Origin of the sequence: Citrobacter sp. RHBSTW-00986, from assembly GCF_013783065.1 — a bacterium.
Taxonomy (GTDB): Bacteria; Pseudomonadota; Gammaproteobacteria; order Enterobacterales; family Enterobacteriaceae; genus Citrobacter; species Citrobacter braakii.
Map to the genome: position 1 here is coordinate 4402322 of NZ_CP056200.1, position 25693 is coordinate 4428014.

Annotated in this window: 17 protein-coding genes, 2 tRNA genes and 3 rRNA genes; 14 read left to right on the plus strand and 8 right to left on the minus strand. The window is 50.3% G+C overall.

Annotated features, from left to right (window positions below; all coding sequences use genetic code 11):
• Positions 1-1029, plus strand: a complete 1029-nt coding sequence (gene epmB, locus HV345_RS21260) for an EF-P beta-lysylation protein EpmB (protein ID WP_103766923.1) — start codon at positions 1-3, stop codon at positions 1027-1029.
• A 183-nt stretch (positions 1030-1212) separates the two neighbouring features.
• Complete coding sequence (gene yjeJ, locus HV345_RS21265; protein WP_181636025.1) at positions 1213-2076, plus strand: YjeJ family protein; 864 nt, start codon at positions 1213-1215, stop codon at positions 2074-2076.
• 86 nt (positions 2077-2162) lie between these two features.
• On the opposite strand, the gene HV345_RS21270 is transcribed toward yjeJ, so the two are convergent.
• From HV345_RS21270 to HV345_RS21280, 3 genes are all read right to left on the minus strand, one after another.
• Positions 2163-2516 carry a DUF4156 domain-containing protein gene (locus HV345_RS21270; RefSeq protein ID WP_016151391.1) on the minus strand — a complete coding sequence of 118 codons (354 nt, stop codon included), beginning with the start codon at positions 2514-2516 and terminating at the stop codon, positions 2163-2165.
• Between the two features lie 252 nt (positions 2517-2768).
• Complete coding sequence (gene groL / locus HV345_RS21275; protein WP_003025464.1) at positions 2769-4415, minus strand: chaperonin GroEL; 1647 nt, start codon at positions 4413-4415, stop codon at positions 2769-2771.
• A gap of 43 nt (positions 4416-4458) precedes the next feature.
• Positions 4459-4752, minus strand: a complete 294-nt coding sequence (locus HV345_RS21280; RefSeq protein ID WP_000027827.1) for a co-chaperone GroES — start codon at positions 4750-4752, stop codon at positions 4459-4461.
• Positions 4753-5027: 275 nt separating this feature from the next.
• Here HV345_RS21280 and yjeH point away from each other — a divergent pair, with 275 nt between their 5' ends.
• Positions 5028-6293, plus strand: coding sequence for an L-methionine/branched-chain amino acid transporter (gene yjeH, locus HV345_RS21285; RefSeq protein ID WP_181636026.1), 1266 nt, complete (start codon positions 5028-5030; stop codon positions 6291-6293).
• A gap of 48 nt (positions 6294-6341) precedes the next feature.
• Here the strand turns inward: yjeH and HV345_RS21290 are convergent, their stop codons facing one another.
• Positions 6342-6818: an FxsA family protein gene (locus HV345_RS21290; protein WP_016151389.1), complete on the minus strand. Its 477-nt coding sequence runs from the start codon at positions 6816-6818 to the stop codon at positions 6342-6344.
• Between the two features lie 338 nt (positions 6819-7156).
• On the opposite strand from HV345_RS21290, the gene aspA reads away from it, so the two are divergent.
• From aspA to HV345_RS21325, 7 genes are all read left to right on the plus strand, one after another.
• Complete coding sequence (gene aspA / locus HV345_RS21295; protein WP_016151388.1) at positions 7157-8593, plus strand: aspartate ammonia-lyase; 1437 nt, start codon at positions 7157-7159, stop codon at positions 8591-8593.
• A gap of 115 nt (positions 8594-8708) precedes the next feature.
• Positions 8709-10010, plus strand: coding sequence for an anaerobic C4-dicarboxylate transporter DcuA (gene dcuA / locus HV345_RS21300; protein WP_016151387.1), 1302 nt, complete (start codon positions 8709-8711; stop codon positions 10008-10010).
• A 131-nt stretch (positions 10011-10141) separates the two neighbouring features.
• Positions 10142-10489: a divalent cation tolerance protein CutA gene (cutA, locus tag HV345_RS21305; protein ID WP_003025447.1), complete on the plus strand. Its 348-nt coding sequence runs from the start codon at positions 10142-10144 to the stop codon at positions 10487-10489.
• Positions 10465-12174 (plus strand): protein-disulfide reductase DsbD, encoded by a 1710-nt coding sequence (locus HV345_RS21310; protein WP_181636027.1) that lies wholly within the window; start codon positions 10465-10467, stop codon positions 12172-12174. The genes cutA and HV345_RS21310 overlap by 25 nt, the downstream gene beginning before the upstream one ends.
• A 36-nt stretch (positions 12175-12210) precedes the next feature.
• Complete coding sequence (locus HV345_RS21315) at positions 12211-12786, plus strand: transcriptional regulator (RefSeq protein ID WP_016151385.1); 576 nt, start codon at positions 12211-12213, stop codon at positions 12784-12786.
• A 67-nt stretch (positions 12787-12853) separates the two neighbouring features.
• Positions 12854-14866, plus strand: a complete 2013-nt coding sequence (locus HV345_RS21320) for a DUF1176 domain-containing protein (protein ID WP_181636028.1) — start codon at positions 12854-12856, stop codon at positions 14864-14866.
• 115 nt (positions 14867-14981) lie between these two features.
• Positions 14982-15057: transfer RNA gene (locus HV345_RS21325), tRNA-Phe, on the plus strand.
• Between the two features lie 577 nt (positions 15058-15634).
• Here the strand turns inward: HV345_RS21325 and rrf are convergent.
• The 4 genes from rrf to HV345_RS21345 all read right to left on the minus strand — a co-directional run bounded on the left by rrf (position 15635) and on the right by HV345_RS21345 (position 20678).
• A 5S ribosomal RNA gene (gene rrf / locus HV345_RS21330) occupies positions 15635-15750 on the minus strand.
• Between the two features lie 98 nt (positions 15751-15848).
• Positions 15849-18755 (minus strand): 23S ribosomal RNA (locus HV345_RS21335).
• Positions 18756-18975: 220 nt separating this feature from the next.
• A tRNA-Glu gene (locus HV345_RS21340) sits at positions 18976-19051 on the minus strand.
• Positions 19052-19136: 85 nt separating this feature from the next.
• A 16S ribosomal RNA gene (locus HV345_RS21345) occupies positions 19137-20678 on the minus strand.
• The 16S, 23S and 5S rRNA genes sit together here with 1 tRNA gene alongside, the layout of an rRNA operon.
• 597 nt (positions 20679-21275) lie before the next feature.
• On the opposite strand from HV345_RS21345, the gene HV345_RS21350 reads away from it, so the two are divergent.
• From HV345_RS21350 to dcuB, 4 genes are all read left to right on the plus strand, one after another.
• A complete protein-coding gene (locus HV345_RS21350) occupies positions 21276-22907 on the plus strand; it encodes a sensor histidine kinase (RefSeq protein ID WP_181636029.1) in 1632 nt (543 codons plus the stop codon).
• Positions 22904-23623 (plus strand): two-component system response regulator DcuR, encoded by a 720-nt coding sequence (gene dcuR, locus HV345_RS21355; RefSeq protein ID WP_016155419.1) that lies wholly within the window; start codon positions 22904-22906, stop codon positions 23621-23623. Before HV345_RS21350 ends, dcuR begins: the two co-directional genes overlap by 4 nt.
• 297 nt (positions 23624-23920) lie before the next feature.
• The gene (locus HV345_RS21360; protein ID WP_131341598.1) at positions 23921-24223 is read left to right on the plus strand and encodes a hypothetical protein; all 303 of its coding nucleotides are present in this window, start codon (positions 23921-23923) and stop codon (positions 24221-24223) included.
• Positions 24224-24341: 118 nt separating this feature from the next.
• A complete protein-coding gene (gene dcuB / locus HV345_RS21365; protein ID WP_003031873.1) occupies positions 24342-25682 on the plus strand; it encodes an anaerobic C4-dicarboxylate transporter DcuB in 1341 nt (446 codons plus the stop codon).
• Positions 25683-25693 lie beyond the last annotated feature (11 nt).

Below are 25693 nucleotides of genomic sequence, written 5' to 3' on the forward strand. Positions count from 1 at the left end.
ATGGCGCATATTGTAACCCTAAATACCCCATCCAGAGAAGATTGGTTATCGCAACTTGCCGATGTTGTGACCGATCCTGATGAACTTCTGCATCTTTTGAATATAGACGCAGATGAAAAACTGTTGGCCGGACGCGACGCGAGACGACTTTTCGCCCTGCGCGTACCGCGCGCCTTTATTGCTCGTATGGAAAAAGGCAATCCGGACGATCCGCTTTTGCGTCAGGTACTTACTTCCCAGGAAGAGTTTGTTGCTGCACCTGGCTACTCGACCGATCCGCTGGAAGAACAGCACAGCGTGGTCCCCGGTTTGCTGCATAAATATCGCAATCGGGCGCTGTTGTTGGTTAAAGGCGGTTGCGCGGTAAATTGTCGCTATTGCTTCCGCCGACACTTCCCGTATGCCGAAAACCAGGGCAATAAGCGCAACTGGCAGGTCGCCCTGGACTACATTAGCGCGCATCCTGAGCTGGATGAGATTATCTTCTCCGGTGGTGATCCGCTAATGGCCAAGGACCATGAACTGGACTGGTTACTCACGCAACTGGAAGCCATCCCGCACATTAAGCGTCTGCGCATTCACAGCCGTTTGCCGATTGTGATCCCCGCGCGCATTACTGAAGGACTGGCCCAGCGCTTTGCGCGTTCCTCCCTGCAGATTCTGCTGGTCAACCACATTAACCACGCCAATGAGGTCGATGAGGCGTTTCACCAGGCGATGGTCCGACTGCGTACCGCTGGCGTCACCCTACTCAACCAAAGCGTTTTGCTGCGTGGCGTGAACGATAACGCACAAACGCTGGCGAACCTGAGCAACACTCTGTTTGATGCGGGGGTGATGCCCTATTACCTGCACGTACTGGACAAAGTGCAAGGTGCCGCCCACTTTATGGTCAGCGACGATGAGGCACGTCACATTATGCGTGAACTGCTGACGTTGGTTTCCGGCTATATGGTCCCCAAACTGGCGCGTGAAATTGGCGGAGAGCCAAGTAAAACGCCGTTGGATCTGCAACTACGCCAACAATAACCATTATTGAGTGTCCGATTTCGGACACTCACCACGATTACTTATTATTTAAATCCTCACAAGTGGAGCCACGCTTTTAATCTGTGCTATTTTAATTAGCGCTATAAAATCATTAATTCATAATTTGTATCAGTAGAACCAAATTCAGAATATTAATAAATATATGGTTAGGGAGAACCTTTTATGGCTATAAGTATTAAGGGCATTAATACCGGTGTTATCCGTCAAAAGAATGAATTTATTGCTTTAGCATTAAAGATAAAAGAACCAAGGAATAAAACGTCGTTATTTTTTCTTTCTCCGCTTGGGCTAAGAGATCTGCTTATCGCCCTGGAAAGCAGGCTATCCGCCAAACATCAGCTTAGCGAAGACGAACATGCGCAATATGAGAAGGAATGCGATAAAGTCAGCAAAAAGATGCACGAAAATATTCCTTTGATTCAGGAAGATGAGCTAAAAAATGCCGACATTAATCGTCGCATAAATTCGCTGATATTAGTGGATGACAAAGGCGAAAACTTAACATTTTCTCTGACACTGCATGATGGACAAACGTGTGAATTACTGGTTAATGAACTACAGATTCGGGTGCTGATCCATGCTGTTATTCATGCAATAAATAATGCTGGCATGCGGGAATTAGCGCTACGAATTACATCGCTGCTGGATTTCCTGCCGCTGTACGATGTTGATTGCCGGGCAAACGACAATCTGGAATACGACTCTTATACGCACCCCGAATGGAAACAAAGCCTGTTTAATCATTATCTGGCGATTATTTACCGCTATACGGATGATCAAGGAAAAGCCCAGTTCTGTGGTTCGGTAGTAAAAACTCGCGCCCCTTCCGGCAGCAAAGAGGCCGAAGCCATTACTCGCCGTCTTCTCGATTTCAGCCCACGGCTGAAAAAGCTTGCTGGTGTACCGTGCCAGGTGTTTGTCAGAACGTTGACGGGTGATAAGGCGCAAAAGCTCAATCAGGATCAGTGCCTGGGCGCGCTGCATCATTTACGCGCTCAGTCTGTGCATAACGCTCAAAATGCCTGATGTTTCTGCGCTTATCAGGCCGACGAATTTGTATCGTAGGCCTGATAAGAAGTTGTAGCGTCTCCATCAGGCATCAACAGCATTTATCAATTTGGGCACTTATAAACCTGTCCAGTCATTTCACTGGCAGTAGGAACAAAGCTGGACAGCATTCCCTGTGATGGGCTGCTGACGCCATAAATCACGTTACCACCCATTGCCGCAGCCTGGTTACGCAGATCGTTTGCTGCGCCACGCATAGAGCCACCCTCTTCGCCGTGCTGGCCAGAAAGCCAGTTGCTTTGCGTACCGGTTGCAGTGCCAATCAGTTGACACTCTGCGCCAGGCTTCTCTTCGACGAAGCGTACGCTTTGCCCGGCTGAACTCAGTTCGTTGCTGGAGCTACAACCCGCCATCAGTAGCGCGGCACCAACGATCCCTGCTAAATATTTCACGTGCATGTCATTCCCCATAATCAATGAGCTGGACGTTATGTCCGTAGCTGAATCATATACTAAAAAGATGACCAAAAGAAAAACCCCCGGACATTTCTGCCCGAGGGTTTCTCATTTTTCGCGAGATACGTATTTAATCAAATAATTCAAGTTGCAGGCAGGCGGCAAGTTCATGAATCCCCAGATGCTTACATGAGTAAGTGACTGGGGTGAACGAACGCAGCCAATGAACCTGCGGCTTGAAGTATGAAGATTAAATTACATCATGCCGCCCATTCCACCCATGCCGCCCATACCACCAGCAGCACCTAAGTCAGGCGCATCGCCTTTCGGCAGGTCAGTAACCATGCACTCGGTGGTGATCATCAGACCCGCAACAGAAGCCGCGTACTGCAGAGCTGAACGCGTTACTTTGGTTGGATCCAGGATACCCATGTCGATCATGTTACCGTATTCTTCAGTTGCAGCGTTGTAACCGTAGTTACCGTCACCCGCTTTCACGGTGTTAGCCACTACAGACGGCTCTTCGCCGCAGTTCAGTACGATTTGACGCAGCGGAGATTCCATTGCGCGCAGCGCAACTTTGATACCTACGTTCTGGTCTTCGTTCTGACCTTTCAGACCGGCAATCTTAGACGCTACGCGAATCAGCGCAACACCACCACCAGCCACCACGCCTTCTTCTACCGCAGCACGGGTCGCGTGCAGGGCATCTTCAACGCGGGCTTTCTTCTCTTTCATTTCAACTTCAGTCGCAGCACCAACTTTGATAACCGCAACGCCGCCTGCCAGTTTCGCTACGCGCTCCTGCAGTTTTTCACGGTCGTAGTCGGAAGTTGCTTCTTCGATCTGCTGACGAATCTGAGTCACGCGACCCTGGATTGCAGCTTCGTCACCCACGCCATCAATGATGGTGGTGGTGTCTTTGTTGATAACAACGCGTTTCGCCTGACCCAGATCTTCCAGTGTTGCTTTTTCCAGCTCCATACCGATCTCTTCAGAGATAACGGTACCACCGGTCAGGGTAGCGATATCCTGCAGCATCGCTTTACGACGGTCGCCGAAGCCAGGCGCTTTAACCGCCGCGACTTTCACGATACCGCGCATGGTGTTAACAACCAGAGTTGCCAGCGCTTCGCCTTCAACATCTTCAGCGATGATCAGCAGTGGTTTACCGGCTTTTGCTACTGCTTCCAGCACCGGCAGCATTTCGCGGATGTTGGAGATTTTCTTGTCAGCCAGCAGGATGAACGGGCTTTCCAGTTCTACTGCGCCAGTTTCCGGCTTGTTGATGAAGTAAGGAGACAGGTAACCACGGTCGAACTGCATACCTTCAACCACGTCCAGTTCGTCCTGCAGACCGGTACCGTCTTCAACGGTGATCACGCCTTCTTTACCGACTTTGTCCATCGCTTCAGCGATCAGTTTACCTACGGTTTCGTCGGAGTTAGCGGAGATAGTACCAACCTGAGCAATAGCTTTAGAGTCAGAGCACGGTACGGACAGTGCTTTCAGTTCTTCAACGGCAGCAGCGACAGCTTTGTCGATACCACGTTTCAGATCCATCGGGTTCATGCCTGCAGCAACGGCTTTCAGACCTTCAGTGATGATGGACTGCGCCAGTACGGTTGCGGTGGTGGTACCGTCGCCTGCAGCGTCGTTCGCTTTAGAGGCAACTTCTTTCACCATCTGCGCCCCCATGTTTTCGAACTTGTCTTCCAGTTCGATTTCACGGGCTACGGAAACACCATCTTTAGTGATGGTCGGTGCACCGAAAGATTTATCCAGAACTACGTTACGGCCTTTTGGACCGAGGGTAACTTTCACTGCATCTGCCAGTACGTTTACGCCGCGCAGCATTTTCACACGAGCGTCGTTACCGAATTTTACGTCTTTAGCTGCCATTTTCTCTTTCCCTTAAATTCGTATGTTCAGTGTCGTTCGCGGATTAGGCTTCAACAATTGCCAGGATGTCACTTTCAGACATGATCAACACTTCTTCATTGTCGATCTTCTCAGATTTAACACCGTAGCCATCGTTGAAAATAACGATATCGCCGACTTTAACGTCCAGCGGCTGTACGGTACCGTTGTCCAGGATGCGGCCCTTACCGACAGCGATGATTTCGCCACGAGTTGACTTACCTGCTGCAGAACCGGTCAGTACGATGCCGCCAGCAGATTTAGATTCAACTTCTTTACGTTTGACGATCACACGATCATGTAACGGACGAATACTCATTGATAGCTCTCCTTTGAGAAAGTCTTTATCAGTTATGGGTGACGCCGGCCCGTGAACGGTTTCCCGGCTAGTGACCAGAGAAATGGGGATGGGGCTTTGTACCTTCAAGGGGGCAAGCGAAAAAAAATTTATATCAGCAGAAAATTCCGGCAAAACGCCGACGCGCATCACATTTTATAACGATTTCAGTCACGTCGTCATAAGCAAATACGATTGTGATACCATCAAAAATCTGCGCTGTAGCCCGGTCAATGGGCATAACCGGATAACAACTTATGAGCGGACTGAAACAAGAGCTGGGACTGGCTCAGGGCATTGGCCTGTTGTCGACATCATTACTAGGTACAGGCGTTTTCGCCGTCCCTGCGCTAGCCGCGCTGGTGGCTGGCAACAACAGCCTGTGGGCCTGGCCGGTGCTGATTGTTTTAGTCTTTCCCGTGGCGATTGTCTTTGCCGTACTGGGTCGTCATTTTCCCAGCGCGGGTGGCGTGGCGCATTTTGTTGGTATGGCCTTTGGCTCACGCCTGGAGCGCGTCACCGGATGGCTATTTTTGTCGGTGATTCCCGTCGGCTTGCCTGCGGCATTACATATTGCCGCCGGATTTGGTCAGGCGATGTTTGGCTGGCATGACGAACAGCTTCTGTTGGCAGAGCTCGGTACGCTGGCATTGGTTTGGTATATCGGCTCCCACGGTGCCAGCTCTAGCGCTAATCTGCAAACGGTCATTGCCGGATTGATTGTTGCCCTCATTGTCGCCATCTGGTGGGCAGGCGATGTGAAACCTGGCGAAATCCCCTTCCCTGCGATAACCGAGATTGAGCTCCCCGGACTGTTCGCCGCGCTGTCGGTGATGTTCTGGTGTTTTGTTGGCCTTGAAGCGTTTGCCCATCTGGCATCTGAATTCAAAAACCCGGAGCGGGATTTCCCGCGCGCGCTGATGATCGGCCTGCTGCTTGCGGGCTCTGTTTATTGGGCATGCACCGTCGTCGTGCTTCATTTTGGCGCCTACGGTGAGCAAATGGCGGCGGCGGCCTCACTGCCAGAGATCGTCGTGCAGTTATTTGGCGAACAGGCACTGTGGGTCGCCTGCATCATTGGTTATCTGGCCTGTTTTGCCAGTCTCAACATTTATATTCAAAGCTTCGCCCGGCTGGTCTGGTCGCAAGCGCAATATAAGCCGGAGAGCCATCTGGCGCGTCTGTCTCCCCGTCACCTTCCGCGCAATGCGCTAAACGCCGTATTGGGCTGCTGCGTGATCAGTACGTTGTGCATCTATATGCTGAAAATCAATCTCGATGCGTTAATCGTCTATGCTAACGGCATCTTTATTATGATTTATTTGCTATGCATGCTGGCGGGATGTCGATTACTGAAAGGGCAGTATCGCATGCTGGCGGTCATTGGCGGTCTACTGTGTCTGCTGCTGTTGGCAATGGTTGGCTGGAAGAGCCTGTATGCGCTGATTATGCTGGCAGGGCTGTGGCTGTTTTTACCCCGCAGGCCGGATAAGGTGACGTTGACGCCATCATCCGGCAGATAAGCATTTTGCCGGATGGTGCTCACGCTTATCCGGCCCGCATACTGATGCTTAATCCCGAGGATCGTCTTTATGATCAATACGGTTGCGATCGTCGTCTTTGCGCTGAAATTCGCCATCAAAGGTCTCACCGCCACCGGTTCCGGCGCTGAAACCACCGCCCGGCATACGCGAAAAACGCAAATGCGGCAGCAGTTTCATCGTCAGATGTTTTTGCACCGGGGGTAATAAAAGAAGAAGACCGAGGAAATCGGTGAAAAAACCGGGCAGTACCAACAGCAGACCAGCAATGATCAGCGACACGCTCTTGATCATTTCTGCAGCAGGACTTTCACCAGCCGCCATTTTTTGTTGCATCAGTAAAAAGTTTTTAAATCCCTGGTTACGAACCAGAGACATACCGATAACCGACGTAAAAATAACCAAAATCAGCGTCATCAGGACACCCAGGACATGGGCAACCTGAATAAAAATAGATATCTCTATGTAAACATAGAGAAAAATGGCAAGTAATGGTATCCAGCGCAAAGGGTTCTCCTGTCAATAACAGTCGTTTTTTTCAACGCCTGTCCGATGAATTATGTGACTCGCATCAATTAGATGTTGAGGTGGTTAGCAAAATTTCAAGTCGCTTGTACACTTATTTTTAGTATTAATCCTAAAGGGGTGATCCATTTCACAGAATAATAAATAAGGGGTAAATTCCACGCTTTAAGTGATCCAGATTACGGTAGAAATCCTGAACCAGCATATGATCTCGAGTATCAGACCGATGCAGGGGATAATCGTCGGTCGAGAAACAATCGAAATCACATATATCCTGTGTGTTTAGTCAAATCATTGGCAGCTTGAAAAAGAAGGTTCACATGTTAAACAACATTCGTATCGAAGAAGACTTGTTGGGTACCAGGGAAGTTCCAGCGGACGCCTACTACGGTGTTCACACTCTGAGAGCGATTGAAAACTTCTACATTAGCAACAACAAAATCAGCGACATTCCTGAATTTGTTCGCGGTATGGTAATGGTTAAAAAGGCAGCGGCAATGGCCAACAAAGAGCTGCAAACCATTCCTAAGAGTGTGGCAAATGCCATCATCGCGGCGTGTGATGAAGTCCTGAATAACGGAAAATGCATGGATCAATTCCCGGTAGATGTTTACCAGGGTGGTGCGGGTACCTCCGTCAACATGAACACCAACGAAGTGCTGGCCAATATCGGTCTGGAACTGATGGGTCACCAGAAAGGTGAATATCAGTACCTGAACCCGAACGACCACGTTAACAAATGTCAGTCTACCAACGACGCTTACCCAACTGGCTTCCGTATCGCGGTATACGCATCCATCATCAAACTGATCGATGCCCTGAACCAGCTGCGTGAAGGCTTCGAACAAAAAGCTGTTGAATTCCAGGACATCCTGAAAATGGGCCGTACCCAGCTGCAGGATGCTGTACCGATGACCCTCGGTCAGGAATTCCATGCTTTCAGCGTACTGTTGAAAGAAGAAGTGAAAAACATTAGTCGTACCGCTGAGCTGCTGCTGGAAGTTAACCTCGGTGCAACTGCAATCGGTACGGGTCTGAACACGCCGAAAGAATACTCCCCGCTGGCAGTACAGAAACTGGCTGAAGTCACTGGCTTCGCCTGTGTTCCGGCAGAAGACCTGATTGAAGCAACTTCTGACTGCGGCGCATACGTTATGGTTCACGGCGCACTGAAACGTCTGGCTGTTAAGATGTCCAAAATCTGTAACGACCTGCGTTTGCTCTCCTCTGGCCCACGTGCTGGTCTGAACGAGATCAACCTGCCGGAACTGCAGGCTGGTTCTTCTATCATGCCAGCAAAAGTGAACCCAGTTGTTCCAGAAGTCGTAAACCAGGTTTGCTTTAAAGTCATCGGTAACGACATCACCGTTACTATGGCATCTGAAGCTGGTCAGCTGCAGCTGAACGTAATGGAGCCGGTCATTGGCCAGGCAATGTTTGAATCCATTCACATTCTGAGCAATGCTTGCTACAACCTGCTGGAAAAATGCGTTAGTGGTATCACTGCTAACAAAGAAGTCTGTGAAGCGTTTGTATTCAACTCCATCGGCATCGTTACTTACCTCAACCCGTTCATCGGTCACCACAACGGCGACATCGTCGGTAAAATTTGTGCCGAAACCGGTAAGAGCGTACGTGAAGTTGTCCTGGAACGCGGTCTGTTGACCGAGTCTGAACTGGACGATATCTTCTCTGCACAGAACCTGATGCACCCTGCTTATAAAGCAAAACGTTATACTGATGAAAGCGAACAGTAATCGTGTAGGGTAGTACCAGAGAAGGCACGTCATGATGACGTGCCTTTTTTCTTATTCGAAGTTACTTAAAAACAACAATTTAATATCAACTTGTTAAACAACAAGGAAGGCTAATATGATAGTTTTAGAACTTATCATCGTTTTGCTGGCAATCTTTTTAGGTGCCAGACTTGGGGGTATCGGTATTGGATTTGCAGGTGGGCTGGGTGTTCTGGTTCTTGCCGCTATTGGCGTAAAACCAGGTAATATTCCGTTCGATGTTATTTCCATTATCATGGCGGTTATCGCTGCCATCTCTGCCATGCAGATTGCCGGTGGTCTGGACTATCTGGTTCATCAAACTGAAAAACTGCTGCGTAAAAACCCGAAATACATCACGATCCTTGCACCAATCGTGACCTATTTCCTGACTATCTTTGCCGGTACCGGCAACATCTCTCTGGCAACTCTGCCGGTTATCGCTGAAGTCGCGAAGGAACAAGGTATCAAACCTTGCCGTCCGCTCTCTACCGCAGTGGTTTCTGCACAGATTGCGATTACGGCGTCGCCAATCTCCGCAGCTGTGGTTTACATGTCTTCCGTAATGGAAGGTCATGGCATCAGCTACATTCACCTGCTGTCCGTGGTCATTCCGTCCACTCTGCTGGCCGTTCTGGTGATGTCCTTCCTGGTAACGATGCTGTTCAACTCCAAACTGTCTGACGACCCGATTTATCGTAAGCGTCTGGAAGAAGGCCTGGTTGAACTGCGTGGTGAAAGACAAGTTGAAATCAAAGCTGGCGCGAAAACCTCCGTTTGGTTGTTCCTGCTGGGCGTGATTTGCGTAGTTGTATACGCCATCATCAACAGCCCAAGCCTCGGCCTGGTCGCTAAACCGCTGATGAACACCACCAACGCAATCCTGATCATCATGCTGAGCGTCGCGACGCTGACTACGATCGTCTGCCGCGTTGAAACTGACTCCATCCTGAACTCCAGCACCTTTAAAGCGGGTATGAGCGCCTGTATTTGTATCCTGGGTGTTGCATGGCTGGGTGATACCTTCGTATCTCACAACATTGACTGGATCAAAGATACTGCAGGTAGCGTAATTCAGGGTCATCCGTGGTTGCTGGCTGTCATCTTCTTCTTTGCTTCTGCGCTGCTGTACTCTCAGGCTGCAACTGCTAAAGCACTGATGCCGATGGCTCTGGCTCTGAACGTTTCCCCACTGACTGCTGTTGCGTCTTTCGCAGCTGTTTCTGGCCTGTTCATTCTGCCAACCTACCCAACGCTGGTTGCGGCGGTGCAGATGGATGACACCGGTACAACCCGCATCGGTAAATTCGTCTTTAACCATCCGTTCTTCATCCCGGGTACTCTGGGCGTGCTTTTGGCTGTCTGCTTCGGCTTCTTGCTGGGCAGCTTCATGCTGTAAGACTTTACTGCAGGGTGCCTTCGCGCCCTGCAGTTCCTCCTCCTCATCATCCCGCTTTAACTAACATCCTTCCCTCGTCCGTTGTATAGTGACCACTCTTTAGCTGGTTACTCTGTTCTTTCGAGGTGTTTATGCTTGATGTAAAGAGTCAGGATATTTCCATCCCCGATACCGTTGTGGTGCTCTGTACCGCCCCAGATGAAGCAACCGCCCAGGATCTGGCCGCCAAAGTGCTGGCGGAAAAGCTGGCTGCCTGCGTGACGCTGCTGCCTGGCGCGACCTCCCTCTATTATTGGGAAGGTAAGCTGGAGCAGGAATATGAAGTCCAGATGATTTTAAAAACCACCGTCACACACCAGCAAGCCCTTCTCGATTGCCTGAAGTCACATCATCCATACCAAACGCCTGAACTTCTGGTTTTACCCGTCACTCACGGAGACTTTGATTACCGCTCATGGCTCAACGCATCCTTACGCTGATCCTGCTGCTGTGCAGCACATCTACCTTTGCCGGATTATTTGACGCGCCTGGCCGCTCGCAGTTTGTTCCTGCCGATCGGGCGTTTGTTTTTGATTTTCAGCAAAACCAACACGATCTGAACCTCTCATGGCAGGTTAAAGATGGCTACTATCTGTATCGCAAACAGATAAGCATTACGCCATCTCAGGCCGATATCGCCGAGGTAAAACTACCGCCAGGCGTCTGGCATGAAGATGAGTTTTATGGCAAAAGTGAGATTTACCGTAAACAATTGACTATCCCGGTCACGGTCAATCAGGCTAAATCTGGCGCAACATTAACGGTCACATACCAGGGTTGTGCCGACGCCGGTTTTTGCTATCCGCCTGAAACTAAAACGGTGCCATTAAGTGAAGTGTCTGCCAATACCAGGGCGACAGCTGCGCCAGTTCCTGCCACCGATACTTTGCAAGAGAGACCACAACCCGCAACCCAGCTTCCCTTCTCTGCGCTGTGGGCATTGCTAATCGGAATTGGCATCGCGTTTACACCTTGCGTATTGCCGATGTATCCGCTGATTTCCGGTATCGTGCTGGGCGGCAAACAACGCTTATCAACCGGACGCGCGCTGCTGCTGACGTTTATCTACGTCCAGGGAATGGCGCTCACTTATACCGCGCTGGGTCTGGTTGTTGCCGCCGCTGGATTGCAGTTCCAGGCTGCGCTACAGCATCCTTACGTCCTGATTGGCCTTGCCGTGGTCTTTACGCTGCTGGCCCTTTCGATGTTTGGCTTGTTCACGCTGCAACTCCCTTCATCGCTGCAAACACGCCTTACATTGATGAGTAACCGTCAGCAAGGCGGTTCCCCCGGTAGCGTCTTTGCGATGGGGGCGATTGCCGGCCTCATCTGTTCTCCTTGTACAACGGCCCCGCTAAGCGCGATTTTGCTGTATATCGCTCAGAGCGGGAACATGTGGCTGGGAGGCGGCACGCTGTATCTGTACGCGCTAGGGATGGGATTACCTCTGATGCTAATTACCGTATTCGGTAATCGTCTGTTGCCTAAAAGCGGCCCATGGATGGAACATGTCAAAACCGCTTTTGGCTTTGTCATTCTGGCGCTCCCCGTCTTCTTACTCGAACGCATCATTGGCGACGACTGGGGCGTTCGCCTGTGGTCGCTGTTGGGCGTCGCATTCTTTAGCTGGGCATTTATCACCAGCCTGCAGGCAAAGCACGCCTGGATGCGCATCGTGCAGATTATCCTGTTAGCTGCAGCGCTGGTAAGCGTTCGGCCATTGCAGGACTGGACGTTCGGCGTGCCGCATGCTCAAACCCAGACACACCTTAACTTCACGCCTGTGGCTTCGGTGGATGCGCTAAATCAGGCGCTGGCACAAGCTAAAGGCAAGCCCGTGATGTTGGATCTGTATGCTGACTGGTGCGTGGCCTGCAAGGAGTTTGAGAAGTATACGTTTAGCAATCAGCAGGTTCAGCAAGCGCTAGGCGACACGGTGCTTTTGCAGGCGGATGTGACTGCAAATAATGCCCAGGATGTCGCTCTGCTGAAACATCTACAGGTTTTAGGTTTGCCGACTATTTTGTTCTTTGACGCCGAGGGGAAAGAGCATCCGGAGGCTCGGGTAACCGGCTTTATGGATGCCGCGACCTTCAGCGCACATTTGCGCGATCGCCAACCGTGAGCGACACTTGCAACAGGAAATACGGAGGAGAATACCGTGCAACGTGAAGATGTCCTGGGAGAAGCCCTGAAATTACTTGAGGTTCAAGGGATAGCCAATACCACACTGGAAATGGTGGCCGATCGTATCGATTATCCTCTTGATGAACTACAACGCTTTTGGCCCGACAAAGAGGCCATTCTGTACGATGCGTTACGTTACCTCAGCCAGCGGGTGGATATCTGGCGGCGTCAACTTTTGCTGGATGACACCCTGAGCGCTGAACAGAAATTACTGGCACGCTACACCGCGCTGTCCGAATGCGTGAGCAATAATCGCTATCCAGGCTGCTTGTTTATCGCCGCCTGTACGTTTTACCCCGATCCCGGGCATCCGATCCATCAGTTAGCCGATCAGCAAAAAAAGGCGGCACATGACTTCACCCATGAGCTGCTGACGACGCTGGAAGTTGACGACCCTGCAATGGTTGCCAAACAGATGGAACTGGTGCTGGAGGGCTGTCTGAGCCGCATGCTGGTGAATCGTAGCCATGCTGATGTCGAAACGGCACACCGCCTGGCTGAAGATATCCTGCGCTTTGCTCAGTGCCGTATGGGCGGTGCGCTGACTTAATTCGGATTTCGTAACTTTTGTGAACCGCATATAATTTCGGCAATACCGACATATTAAAAGGAATTATATGCGTCTCGCGCACTGCATTCTCCTCGCAGGTTTTATCTCTGCCCCCCTGTATGCCAATCCATTAAACGGTTTTTCGTTTGCACATAAAGACTGGGAAGTTGCGTGTGATAATACGGGTACCTGTCGGGCAGCAGGTTATAGTGACCATGCGGTAAGCGTACTGCTCACACGTGCGGCTGGCCCCGACACCAGCGTGTATGTCGAGGTTGCTTTTGCACAGCGTACGGCGAATCAACCCTCCCTGAAAGACGCCACGCTTTTTATTGATGGTCAAAAGCAAGGCGCGCTAACGTTTTCCGCAGAGGGATATTTTAAACTCAACTACCAACAGCGAAAGGTGTTTCTGGACGCCTTACGTCAGGACAATACCATTGAGTTTGCAGCAGATGGCGAACGATTACTGCTTTCTAATGCAGGTTCGAGCGCTGTGCTGCTGAAAATGGATGAATTCCAGAAACGCATCAATACCCAAAGCGCTGTGCTGCATCCAGGAGATAAAACCAGTAATGATGTGCTTAACGCTGAGCCTGCCCCACTTATCATCACCCAACCCGTCATCCGCACGCCGGACGTGGAACCATTAACGACCGCGCAGCGACAAAAAATAGAACCCCAAATTAGGGTCACTCCCGAGATGAATTGCCGCGAACTGGAAGAGGGTCAGGAACGCATTTATTACCGCATTCCGGTGGATAAACAACATGTACTCATTCAAACCGAATGCTTTGATAGCTCACGTACCATCCTCTGGCTAACCAATACTGAACTAACTTCTTCGCCTAAACTAATCACGAGTGATGCCAGTGAATATGAGAACGGTGAGATAGCCCGTTTCAGCGATCCCATTCAGCTCTGGGTCTGGGAGGGTAACAACTTCACCTTGCGCGACGAATACCGCAGCGGCGGACAAGGAAACCTTTCTGTTGGCGGTGTCTGGACGCTCCCTACGTTCGTTAGCATCGTACGTTCTCAGTCTGATGTAGACACAGATAACACGGCCCTAAAAACGCTACGTAGCGCCGTAGAGAGCATGCAAAAAAGCGATCCGGGCTTAGAACTGAGCAAAATCGCCAGTCAGTTTCCATTAACCGGTCAAATCACTGATTTCAGGATCTCTTACGCTGAAGACTCAACAGAACCAACCACGAAACCCTCCCCTGAGATTAGCGATGATGAGTGGCAGGCATTTTCCCGCACAACGTTTAGTGTCGATTCGGAAAATGGAGGCGTGAACTTTACGCTCATTGATCTGGATGACGACGGTAAACGCGATCTCATCATCAACAGCTACGTTGGTGGCACAGGATTATTCAGCTACACCGGCGTACTCAAACGCGGTGATAATGCCTTCGTCGTCGTTAATGGCAAACAGGATGACGATAACTTTGGCGTACCCGGGGCGCTATTTTCGGAGAATGGGCGCGGCGCCAACCAGTGGAGCCAATGGGTGCGCATCAACGGTAAGGTTTACGCTCTCTGGTACAACGGCTTATATAATGAAGAGAAGCTTTATCTGTTGCGTCCATTTAGCCCAGACGAGAAGGCTCCCGTCGTAGCCGTCCACTATCGCTATGAATACGATATGAATTCAATCGAACCACGAGAAGAAGGACAACCCCTACTCCCGAAATTGAATACCAAAGACAAAACAAAGCTCATTACCGAACTGAACAAAATGCAAAGCATTCTTTTACAAAACCAACAGGCAAGCGACGGCGTTTCCCCAATCTGCCCAATCCCTGCCGGTACGTTGCAGGAAGACGCGGACAATTACAGTTCAGGGATTGCAGGGAACTATACGTCTGAACCTGTCGCAGCCATTCCTGTCTGGGTAAATGGGGAGTGCCTTATCGGTTCTGTCGAGAGTTATTTTGGTAGAGGAGAGTTCATCACTCTCGTTTCGCCAAAAGATCAGGATATTGTCGGAGAGTATTCAGTTACCGGCACACGCCATGTAACATCCATTAAAAGTGAATGGGTTCCCCGCGAAGGCGATAACGGTGGGCTGTAATTTTGAGCAAAATCCTCGAGAAAACAGCGAAATCGCTGCATAGTTAAGCAACCGACAGAAAAAGCGAGAAATTTGGTTGACGGGGTGTCCGGATTACGGTTTAATGCGCCCCGTTGCCCGGATAGCTCAGTCGGTAGAGCAGGGGATTGAAAATCCCCGTGTCCTTGGTTCGATTCCGAGTCCGGGCACCACTATTTAAAGAACCCGCCCTAGAGGCGGGTTTTTGCTTTTATAGTTTCTGATACTTTCCAACCGATCATCTCTCAATATCTTTACTGCTCTACCCCCCACAAAATCCATATGCAAGATTAGTCGTGCCTTTTAACAAGCTGACATCTGGGTTCTATAAGAAGATGGGGGTTAACGTGATGGGACGTACAGAGGTCCGCGATCCTGAGCGACAGTACCTGTTACTCAACCCCGTGCACGGATAGCAGGCAATGTGCTGCAGGGAGAGCCTGGTGTGCTGCGCTTCTCAGGCCCGCACACCGGTTACAACAGTATGGGCTGGATAAAACGGTACGCTGCATCGGCAGTCTTCATTCCCTGCAGACGCAAAAAAGCCCATCCGGCAGGATGAGCTTCTTCACTTATTTGATGCCTGGCAGTTTATGGCGGGCGTCCTGCCCGCCACCCTCCGGGCCGTTGCTGCGCAACGTTCAAATCCGCTCCCGGCGGATTTGTCCTCCTCAGGAGAGCACTCACCGACAGACCACAGATAAAACAAAAGGCCCGGTCTTTCGACCGGGCCTTTTGTTTTTATTTGATGCCTGGCAGTTCCCTACTCTCGCATGGGGAGACCCCACACTACCATCGGCGCTACGGCGTTTCACTTCTGAGTTCGGCATGGGGTCAGGTGGGACCACCGCGCTACAGCCGCCAGGCAAATTCTGTTTATCAACACACCTCTCGGGCCTGTCGATGTAATCTGTAATCAAGCTGAATTTCGATGTCTCTTTCGCCAAAACACCTTTGGCGTTGTAAGGTTAAGCCTCACGGTTCATTAGTATCGGTTAGCTCAACGTATCGCTACGCTTACACACCCGACCTATCAACGTCGTCGTCTTCAACGTTCCTTCAGGACCCTTAAAGGGTCAGGGAGAACTCATCTCGGGGCAAGTTTCGTGCTTAGATGCTTTCAGCACTTATCTCTTCCGCATTTAGCTACCGGGCAATGCCATTGGCATGACAACCCGAACACCAGTGATGCGTCCACTCCGGTCCTCTCGTACTAGGAGCAGCCCCCCTCAATTCTCCAGCGCCCACGGCAGATAGGGACCGAACTGTCTCACGACGTTCTAAACCCAGCTCGCGTACCACTTTAAATGGCGAACAGCCATACCCTTGGGACCTACTTCAGCCCCAGGATGTGATGAGCCGACATCGAGGTGCCAAACACCGCCGTCGATATGAACTCTTGGGCGGTATCAGCCTGTTATCCCCGGAGTACCTTTTATCCGTTGAGCGATGGCCCTTCCATTCAGAACCACCGGATCACTAAGACCTGCTTTCGCACCTGCTCGAGCCGTCACTCTCGCAGTCAAGCTAGCTTATGCCTTTGCACTAACCTCCTGATGTCCGACCAGGATTAGCTAACCTTCGTGCTCCTCCGTTACTCTTTAGGAGGAGACCGCCCCAGTCAAACTACCCACCAGACACTGTCCGCAACCCGGATCACGGGTCTACGTTAGAACACCAGCCATTAAAGGGTGGTATTTCAAGGTTGGCTCCATGCAGACTGGCGTCCACACTTCAAAGCCTCCCACCTATCCTACACATCAAGGACCAGTGTTCAGTGTCAAGCTATAGTAAAGGTTCACGGGGTCTTTCCGTCTTGCCGCGGGTACACTGCATCTTCACAGCGAGTTCAATTTCACTGAGTCTCGGGTGGAGACAGCCTGGCCATCATTACGCCATTCGTGCAGGTCGGAACTTACCCGACAAGGAATTTCGCTACCTTAGGACCGTTATAGTTACGGCCGCCGTTTACCGGGGCTTCGATCAAGAGCTTCTCCTTACGGATAACCCCATCAATTAACCTTCCGGCACCGGGCAGGCGTCACACCGTATACGTCCACTTTCGTGTTTGCACAGTGCTGTGTTTTTAATAAACAGTTGCAGCCAGCTGGTATCTTCGACTGATTTCAGCTCCATGAGTAAATCACTTCACCTACATATCAGCGTGCCTTCTCCCGAAGTTACGGCACCATTTTGCCTAGTTCCTTCACCCGAGTTCTCTCAAGCGCCTTGGTATTCTCTACCTGACCACCTGTGTCGGTTTGGGGTACGATTTCGTGTTACCTGATGCTTAGAGGCTTTTCCTGGAAGCAGGGCATTTGTTACTTCAGCACCGTAGTGCCTCGTCATCACACCTCAGCGTTAGCAAGACTCCGGATTTACCTGGAATCTCCGCCTACATGCTTAAACCGGGACAACCGTCGCCCGGCTAACATAGCCTTCTCCGTCCCCCCTTCGCAGTAACACCAAGTACAGGAATATTAACCTGTTTCCCATCGACTACGCCTTTCGGCCTCGCCTTAGGGGTCGACTCACCCTGCCCCGATTAACGTTGGACAGGAACCCTTGGTCTTCCGGCGTGCGGGTTTTTCACCCGCATTATCGTTACTTATGTCAGCATTCGCACTTCTGATACCTCCAGCATGCCTCACAGCACACCTTCAACGGCTTACAGAACGCTCCCCTACCCAACAACACATAGTGTCGCTGCCGCAGCTTCGGTGCATGGTTTAGCCCCGTTACATCTTCCGCGCAGGCCGACTCGACCAGTGAGCTATTACGCTTTCTTTAAATGATGGCTGCTTCTAAGCCAACATCCTGGCTGTCTGTGCCTTCCCACATCGTTTCCCACTTAACCATGACTTTGGGACCTTAGCTGGCGGTCTGGGTTGTTTCCCTCTTCACGACGGACGTTAGCACCCGCCGTGTGTCTCCCGTGATAACATTCTTCGGTATTCGCAGTTTGCATCGGGTTGGTAAGTCGGGATGACCCCCTAGCCGAAACAGTGCTCTACCCCCGAAGATGAGTTCACGAGGCGCTACCTAAATAGCTTTCGGGGAGAACCAGCTATCTCCCGGTTTGATTGGCCTTTCACCCCCAGCCACAAGTCATCCGCTAATTTTTCAACATTAGTCGGTTCGGTCCTCCAGTTAGTGTTACCCAACCTTCAACCTGCCCATGGCTAGATCACCGGGTTTCGGGTCTATACCCTGCAACTTAACGCCCAGTTAAGACTCGGTTTCCCTTCGGCTCCCCTATTCGGTTAACCTTGCTACAGAATATAAGTCGCTGACCCATTATACAAAAGGTACGCAGTCACCCCATAAAGAGGCTCCCACTGCTTGTACGTACACGGTTTCAGGTTCTTTTTCACTCCCCTCGCCGGGGTTCTTTTCGCCTTTCCCTCACGGTACTGGTTCACTATCGGTCAGTCAGGAGTATTTAGCCTTGGAGGATGGTCCCCCCATATTCAGACAGGATACCACGTGTCCCGCCCTACTCTTCGAGTTCACAACATATGCACTTTTGTGTACGGGGCTGTCACCCTGTATCGCCGGACTTTCCAGACCGTTCCACTACCACACATGCTGATTCAGACTCTGGGCTGCTCCCCGTTCGCTCGCCGCTACTGGGGGAATCTCGGTTGATTTCTTTTCCTCGGGGTACTTAGATGTTTCAGTTCCCCCGGTTCGCTTCATTACGCTATGTATTCACGTAATGATAGTGTGACGAATCACACTGGGTTTCCCCATTCGGAAATCGCCGGTTATAACGGTTCATATCACCTTACCGACGCTTATCGCAGATTAGCACGTCCTTCATCGCCTCTGACTGCCAGGGCATCCACCGTGTACGCTTAGTCGCTTAACCTCACAACCCGAAGATGTTTCGTAAAACACTTCAGTATTGCGAAAATTTGAGAGACTCGAACACACCGCTTTTCATTTCTTGTTTACGGAGAAATGAAACAGTGTGTCGTTTCAATTTTCAGCTTGATCCAGATTTTTAAAGAGCAAATATCTCAAACGAGACTCGAAAGTCTGTTTTGAGATACTTCGGTCGGCGACTTTCACTCACACATACCAGCAAGTGGCGTCCCCTAGGGGATTCGAACCCCTGTTACCGCCGTGAAAGGGCGGTGTCCTGGGCCTCTAGACGAAGGGGACACTGAAGTCTCAATCGCAAGACGCCTTGCTATTTACTTTTCATCAGACAATCTGTGTGAGCACTACAAAGAACGTTTCTTTAAGGTAAGGAGGTGATCCAACCGCAGGTTCCCCTACGGTTACCTTGTTACGACTTCACCCCAGTCATGAATCACAAAGTGGTAAGCGCCCTCCCGAAGGTTAAGCTACCTACTTCTTTTGCAACCCACTCCCATGGTGTGACGGGCGGTGTGTACAAGGCCCGGGAACGTATTCACCGTGGCATTCTGATCCACGATTACTAGCGATTCCGACTTCATGGAGTCGAGTTGCAGACTCCAATCCGGACTACGACATACTTTATGAGGTCCGCTTGCTCTCGCGAGGTCGCTTCTCTTTGTATATGCCATTGTAGCACGTGTGTAGCCCTACTCGTAAGGGCCATGATGACTTGACGTCATCCCCACCTTCCTCCAGTTTATCACTGGCAGTCTCCTTTGAGTTCCCGACCGAATCGCTGGCAACAAAGGATAAGGGTTGCGCTCGTTGCGGGACTTAACCCAACATTTCACAACACGAGCTGACGACAGCCATGCAGCACCTGTCTCAGAGTTCCCGAAGGCACCAAAGCATCTCTGCTAAGTTCTCTGGATGTCAAGAGTAGGTAAGGTTCTTCGCGTTGCATCGAATTAAACCACATGCTCCACCGCTTGTGCGGGCCCCCGTCAATTCATTTGAGTTTTAACCTTGCGGCCGTACTCCCCAGGCGGTCGACTTAACGCGTTAGCTCCGGAAGCCACGCCTCAAGGGCACAACCTCCAAGTCGACATCGTTTACGGCGTGGACTACCAGGGTATCTAATCCTGTTTGCTCCCCACGCTTTCGCACCTGAGCGTCAGTCTTTGTCCAGGGGGCCGCCTTCGCCACCGGTATTCCTCCAGATCTCTACGCATTTCACCGCTACACCTGGAATTCTACCCCCCTCTACAAGACTCTAGCCTGCCAGTTTCGGATGCAGTTCCCAGGTTGAGCCCGGGGATTTCACATCCGACTTGACAGACCGCCTGCGTGCGCTTTACGCCCAGTAATTCCGATTAACGCTTGCACCCTCCGTATTACCGCGGCTGCTGGCACGGAGTTAGCCGGTGCTTCTTCTGCGAGTAACGTCAATTGCTGCGGTTATTAACCTCAACACCTTCCTCCTCGCTGAAAGTACTTTACAACCCGAAGGCCTTCTTCATACACGCGGCATGGCTGCATCAGGCTTGCGCCCATTGTGCAATATTCCCCACTGCTGCCTCCCGTAGGAGTCTGGACCGTGTCTCAGTTCCAGTGTGGCTGGTCATCCTCTCAGACCAGCTAGGGATCGTCGCCTAGGTGAGCCGTTACCCCACCTACTAGCTAATCCCATCTGGGCACATCCGATGGCAAGAGGCCCGAAGGTCCCCCTCTTTGGTCTTGCGACGTTATGCGGTATTAGCTACCGTTTCCAGTAGTTATCCCCCTCCATCGGGCAGTTTCCCAGACATTACTCACCCGTCCGCCACTCGTCACCCAAGGAGCAAGCTCCTCTGTGCTACCGTTCGACTTGCATGTGTTAGGCCTGCCGCCAGCGTTCAATCTGAGCCATGATCAAACTCTTCAATTTAAGTTTGATGCTCGTGAATTAAACTTCGTAATGAATTACGTGTTCACTCAGAGACTTGGTATTCATTTTTCGTCTTGCGACGTTAAGAATCCGTATCTTCGAGTGCCCACACAGATTGTCTGATAAATTGTTAAAGAGCAGTTGCGACGCGCTTTAGCGCTCTGTCGCGAGGTGGCGTATATTACGCTTTCCTCTTTCAGAGTCAACCCTCATTTTCAGGTTTTTCTCTTCAACCGAACCGGCTGTTTGTGTGAAGTGATTCACATCCGCCGTGTCGATGGAGGCGCATTATAGGGAGTTTCCCGCGGCCCGCAACCCTTAAATTGCAGAAAAATGACTGACCGCTGCATTCCACAGCAAAACCCCGCCTTATACCCATTTACACACAGAGTTATCCACAATCGTAAGCAAAATAGTGGTCAGCCTCCCTGAAAGAAGTGAAAGCAGATAAGGAAATCTCTATATAAAAAGAGACTCGCTCTACGTTATATATAGAAGAAAAGCCCAGGCAGCCCATGCCCCATCATCCCTACCACCTTTGAATTACGCATCCCATCAGGCGATAATACCCATACAAACCGTGATTCCAGGACCGTGATGAGACACTCTCTGCAACGTACTGCTATACGCAAACGCCCGATGAAGCTCGGCACTACCGTGATCCTCATGGTCAGTGCGGTACTCTTCTCCGTACTGCTTGTCGTTCATCTGATTTATTTCTCGCAAATCAGCAACATGACGCGCGATGCATTAGCGGGTAAAGCGCTTGCGGTCGCACGAACGCTGGCAAACTCCCCGGAGATCCGCCAGGGGCTAATGAAAAAGCCTGAGGAAAGCGGTATTCAGGCGATTGCCCAAGCGGTGAATAAGAGCAACGATTTTTTGTTCATCGTCGTCACCGATATGCAAAGCATTCGTTACTCCCATCCCGAAGCGCAGCGAATCGGTCAGCCGTTTAAAGGCGATGACATTTTGCTGGCCCTGCAAGGGAAAGAGAATGTCGCCATTAATCGCGGATTTCTGGCGCAAGCCCTGCGCGTATTTACCCCTATTTATGACGAGCATCACCGGCAGATAGGCGTCGTGTCGATCGGCCTTGAGCTAAGCAGGGTGACTGAGCAGATCAATAACAGCCGTGGCAGCATCTTTTGGTCCATCTTATTTGGCGTGCTGGTTGGGCTGCTCGGCACATGGGTATTTGTCAAAGTCCTCAAGCGTATTCTGTTTGGTCTGGAGCCTTATGAAATCTCCAATCTGTTCGAACAACGCCAGGCGATGCTGCACTCTATAAAGGAAGGCGTCATTGCCGTTGACGAGTGCGGTGAAGTGACGCTGATAAACCAGGCGGCACAAGAGCTGCTGGATTACCACAAATCGCAAGACGATGCCCAGCTCTCCACGCTCAGCCACGCATGGTCAAAAGTGGCCGATTTTTCACAGGTACTGCATGACGGAACGCCGCGTCGCGATGAAGAGATCATGGTGAAGGATCGGCTACTCTTAATTAACACGGTTCCGGTACTCAGCAACGGTAAAATCATCGGGGCCATTTCAACATTCAGAGATAAGACTGAAGTCCGAAAACTAATGCAACGACTGGACGGCATGGTCAACTATGCCGACGCACTTCGTGAACGATCCCACGAATTCATGAATAAATTGCACGTGATTCTGGGATTATTGCATCTGAAAAGTTATAAGCAGCTTGAAAATTACATCCTGAAGACCGCGAACAGTTATCAGGAAGAGATTGGCTCACTGTTAGGAAAAATAAAATCCCCGGTGATCGCAGGATTTTTACTCAGTAAGATTAATCGCACATCTGATTTAGGCCATAGCCTGGTGATCAGCAATGAAAGCCAGTTGCCGGAAAACAGCAACGAAGATCAGGTGGCTGTGCTGATTACCGTTCTGGGGAATTTAATTGAAAACGCCCTGGAGGCGCTAGGTCAAGAACCTGGTGGCGAGATCAGCGTATCCTTGCATTATCGACACGGCTGGTTGCATTGCGAAGTGAATGACGATGGTCCGGGGATTGCCCCCGAACACATTGAGCACATCTTTGAGAAGGGCGTTTCGTCAAAAGGAACCGAACGGGGCGTTGGTTTAGCGCTTGTTAAACAACAGGTTGAAAACGTTGGCGGCAATATTTCCGTCGAGTCAGAACCTGGGATCTTCACCCAATTTTTTGTACAGTTACCGTGGAATGGTGAGAGGGCCAGCAGATGATCAATGTCTTAATTGTCGATGACGATGCAATGGTAGCGGAATTAAACCGCCGTTATGTCGCGCAACTCTCCGGTTTTCATTGCTGCGGCACAGCCTCCACGCTGGAGAAAGCAAAAGAGATAATCTTTCATAGCGGCAATCATATCGATTTGATTTTGCTTGATATTTATATGCAAAAAGAAAACGGTCTGGATCTGTTGCCTGTATTGCACAGCGAAGGTTGCAAGTGTGATGTCATTGTCATCTCTTCCGCCGCTGACGCGACCACCATCAAAGACTCTCTCCACTATGGTGTCGTTGACTACCTGATCAAACCGTTCCAGGCATCCCGTTTTGAAGAGGCGCTGACCGGCTGGCTACAAAAGAAAACCGAGATGGAAAAGCATCAGTACTATGAACAGTCTGAGCTTGACCAGTTGATTCACGGCAGCTCCTCCAATGAACAGGAAGCGCGGCGCTTACCTAAAGGATTAACGCCACAAACGTTACGCACGCTGTGCCAGTGGATTGATGAGCATCAGGATCAGGAATTCTCCACCGATGAACTGGCCAACGAGGTCAATATCTCGCGCGTTTCTTGCCGTAAATATCTTATCTGGCTCGTCAATTGTCACATCCTATTTACCAGCATCCATTATGGCGTAACCGGTAGACCGGTTTATCGTTACCGCGTTCAGGCTGAACATTACTCATTACTAAAACAATATTGCCAATAAAAACAATTTGGGATTATTTGTTATTTGAAAGTAACAATTATTAAAATAATGAAAAATCCCTTCTTTTCTGAATCATGCTGCAGAATTATAAATTTGCGTTAGATCAAATATATTTGTATCCAGCATGTTAAATGTATTATTTTAATATTGATTAACGTCACACTGTTTTTAATTTCAAAATCGCTAACAAAAGTTAATTAAGTATTATCTAGCTCGCAGAGTGTGTATTTTTACCCATAAAGGATTAGTCTGAAATTAACCAGACATACAAAATCTAGACTGGTAGCAATGGAGACCATGCTACGTACCATGGACACCGTACATTTTTGTGAGCAAATAAAAGTATCCGCACGCCAACCTCATCACATTATGAAATGGCGTGAGCGTGATCACACAAATAACCTACTCACCCATTCTGTCGGTGGTTCACGAAATAGCGGAAAACGCAAAACAGATAAATTACAGCGTCAACCGCAGCTCTCCATGTCCAGCTCTGCTTCCCATCGCCTGAGGATTCTCTCCTCTGATCAAAGCCACAGAAAAAAGCTAAATATCGCCATAACGTTAAAAAAACATTCTAGCAAGACATTTGAACATTAATCGCAAATACGGACATATCGAATACTGACCATTTTTTGATGCCTATTCCGGCAAAAAAGAATGTGGCACAGATCCATTTTTCAAAAAATTGACTGGTTTTTTCGCGAGGGTAAATAAAATGTTATTTAGTATACAACTTCTTATAATATTAATATGTTTGTTTTATGGTGCCAGAAAGGGCGGTATCGCGCTGGGTTTATTAGGTGGTATCGGCCTGGTCATTCTGGTTTTCGTTTTCCATCTCCAGCCGGGTAAACCACCTGTAGATGTAATGCTGGTTATTATTGCCGTGGTGGCCGCATCGGCAACCTTGCAAGCCTCCGGCGGCCTTGACGTTATGCTGCAAATCGCTGAAAAGCTGCTGCGCCGTAACCCAAAATACGTTTCCATCGTCGCCCCCTTCGTTACCTGCACCCTGACGATTCTCTGCGGTACAGGCCACGTGGTCTACACCATCCTGCCAATCATTTATGACGTTGCTATTAAGAACAATATTCGCCCGGAACGTCCGATGGCGGCGAGTTCTATCGGTGCGCAGATGGGGATTATCGCCAGCCCGGTGTCCGTGGCCGTTGTATCACTGGTCGCAATGCTGGGTAACGTAACGTTTGAAGGCAAGCATCTTGAATTCCTCGACCTGCTTAGCATCACTATCCCGTCTACCCTGTTGGGTATCCTGGCGATCGGTATCTTCAGTTGGTTCCGCGGTAAAGATCTGGATAAAGATGAAGAGTTCCAGAAGTTTATTTCCGTTCCTGAAAACCACAACTACGTTTATGGCGATACCGCCACACTGTTAGACAAAAAGCTGCCGAAAAGCAACTGGCTGGCCATGTGGATCTTCCTTGCCGCTATCGCCGTTGTTGCCGTGCTCGGCGCGTTCTCTGAGCTGCGCCCTACCTTCAGCGGCAAACCGCTGTCAATGGTACTGGTTATCCAGATGTTCATGCTGCTGACCGGTGCGCTGATTATTATCCTGACGAAGACCAATCCCGCTTCAATATCTAAAAACGAAGTCTTCCGTTCCGGTATGATCGCGATTGTGGCGGTGTACGGTATTGCCTGGATGGCCGAAACAATGTTCGGCGCGCACATGACGGAAATCGAAGGTGTGCTGGGCAATATGGTGAAAGAGTATCCGTGGGCCTATGCAATTGTTCTGCTGTTGGTTTCCAAATTTGTAAACTCCCAGGCTGCGGCGCTGGCGGCGATTGTTCCGGTCGCACTGGCAATTGGGGTTGATCCAGCGTACATCGTTGCTTCCGCTCCGGCATGTTACGGTTACTACATTCTGCCGACTTACCCGAGCGATCTGGCGGCTATTCAGTTTGACCGTTCCGGCACCACCCACATTGGCCGTTTCGTTATCAACCACAGCTTCATTCTACCTGGGTTGATCGGCGTGAGCGTATCCTGTGTCTTTGGTTGGATCTTCGCTGCAATGTACGGTTTCCTGTAATTACAGTGCGC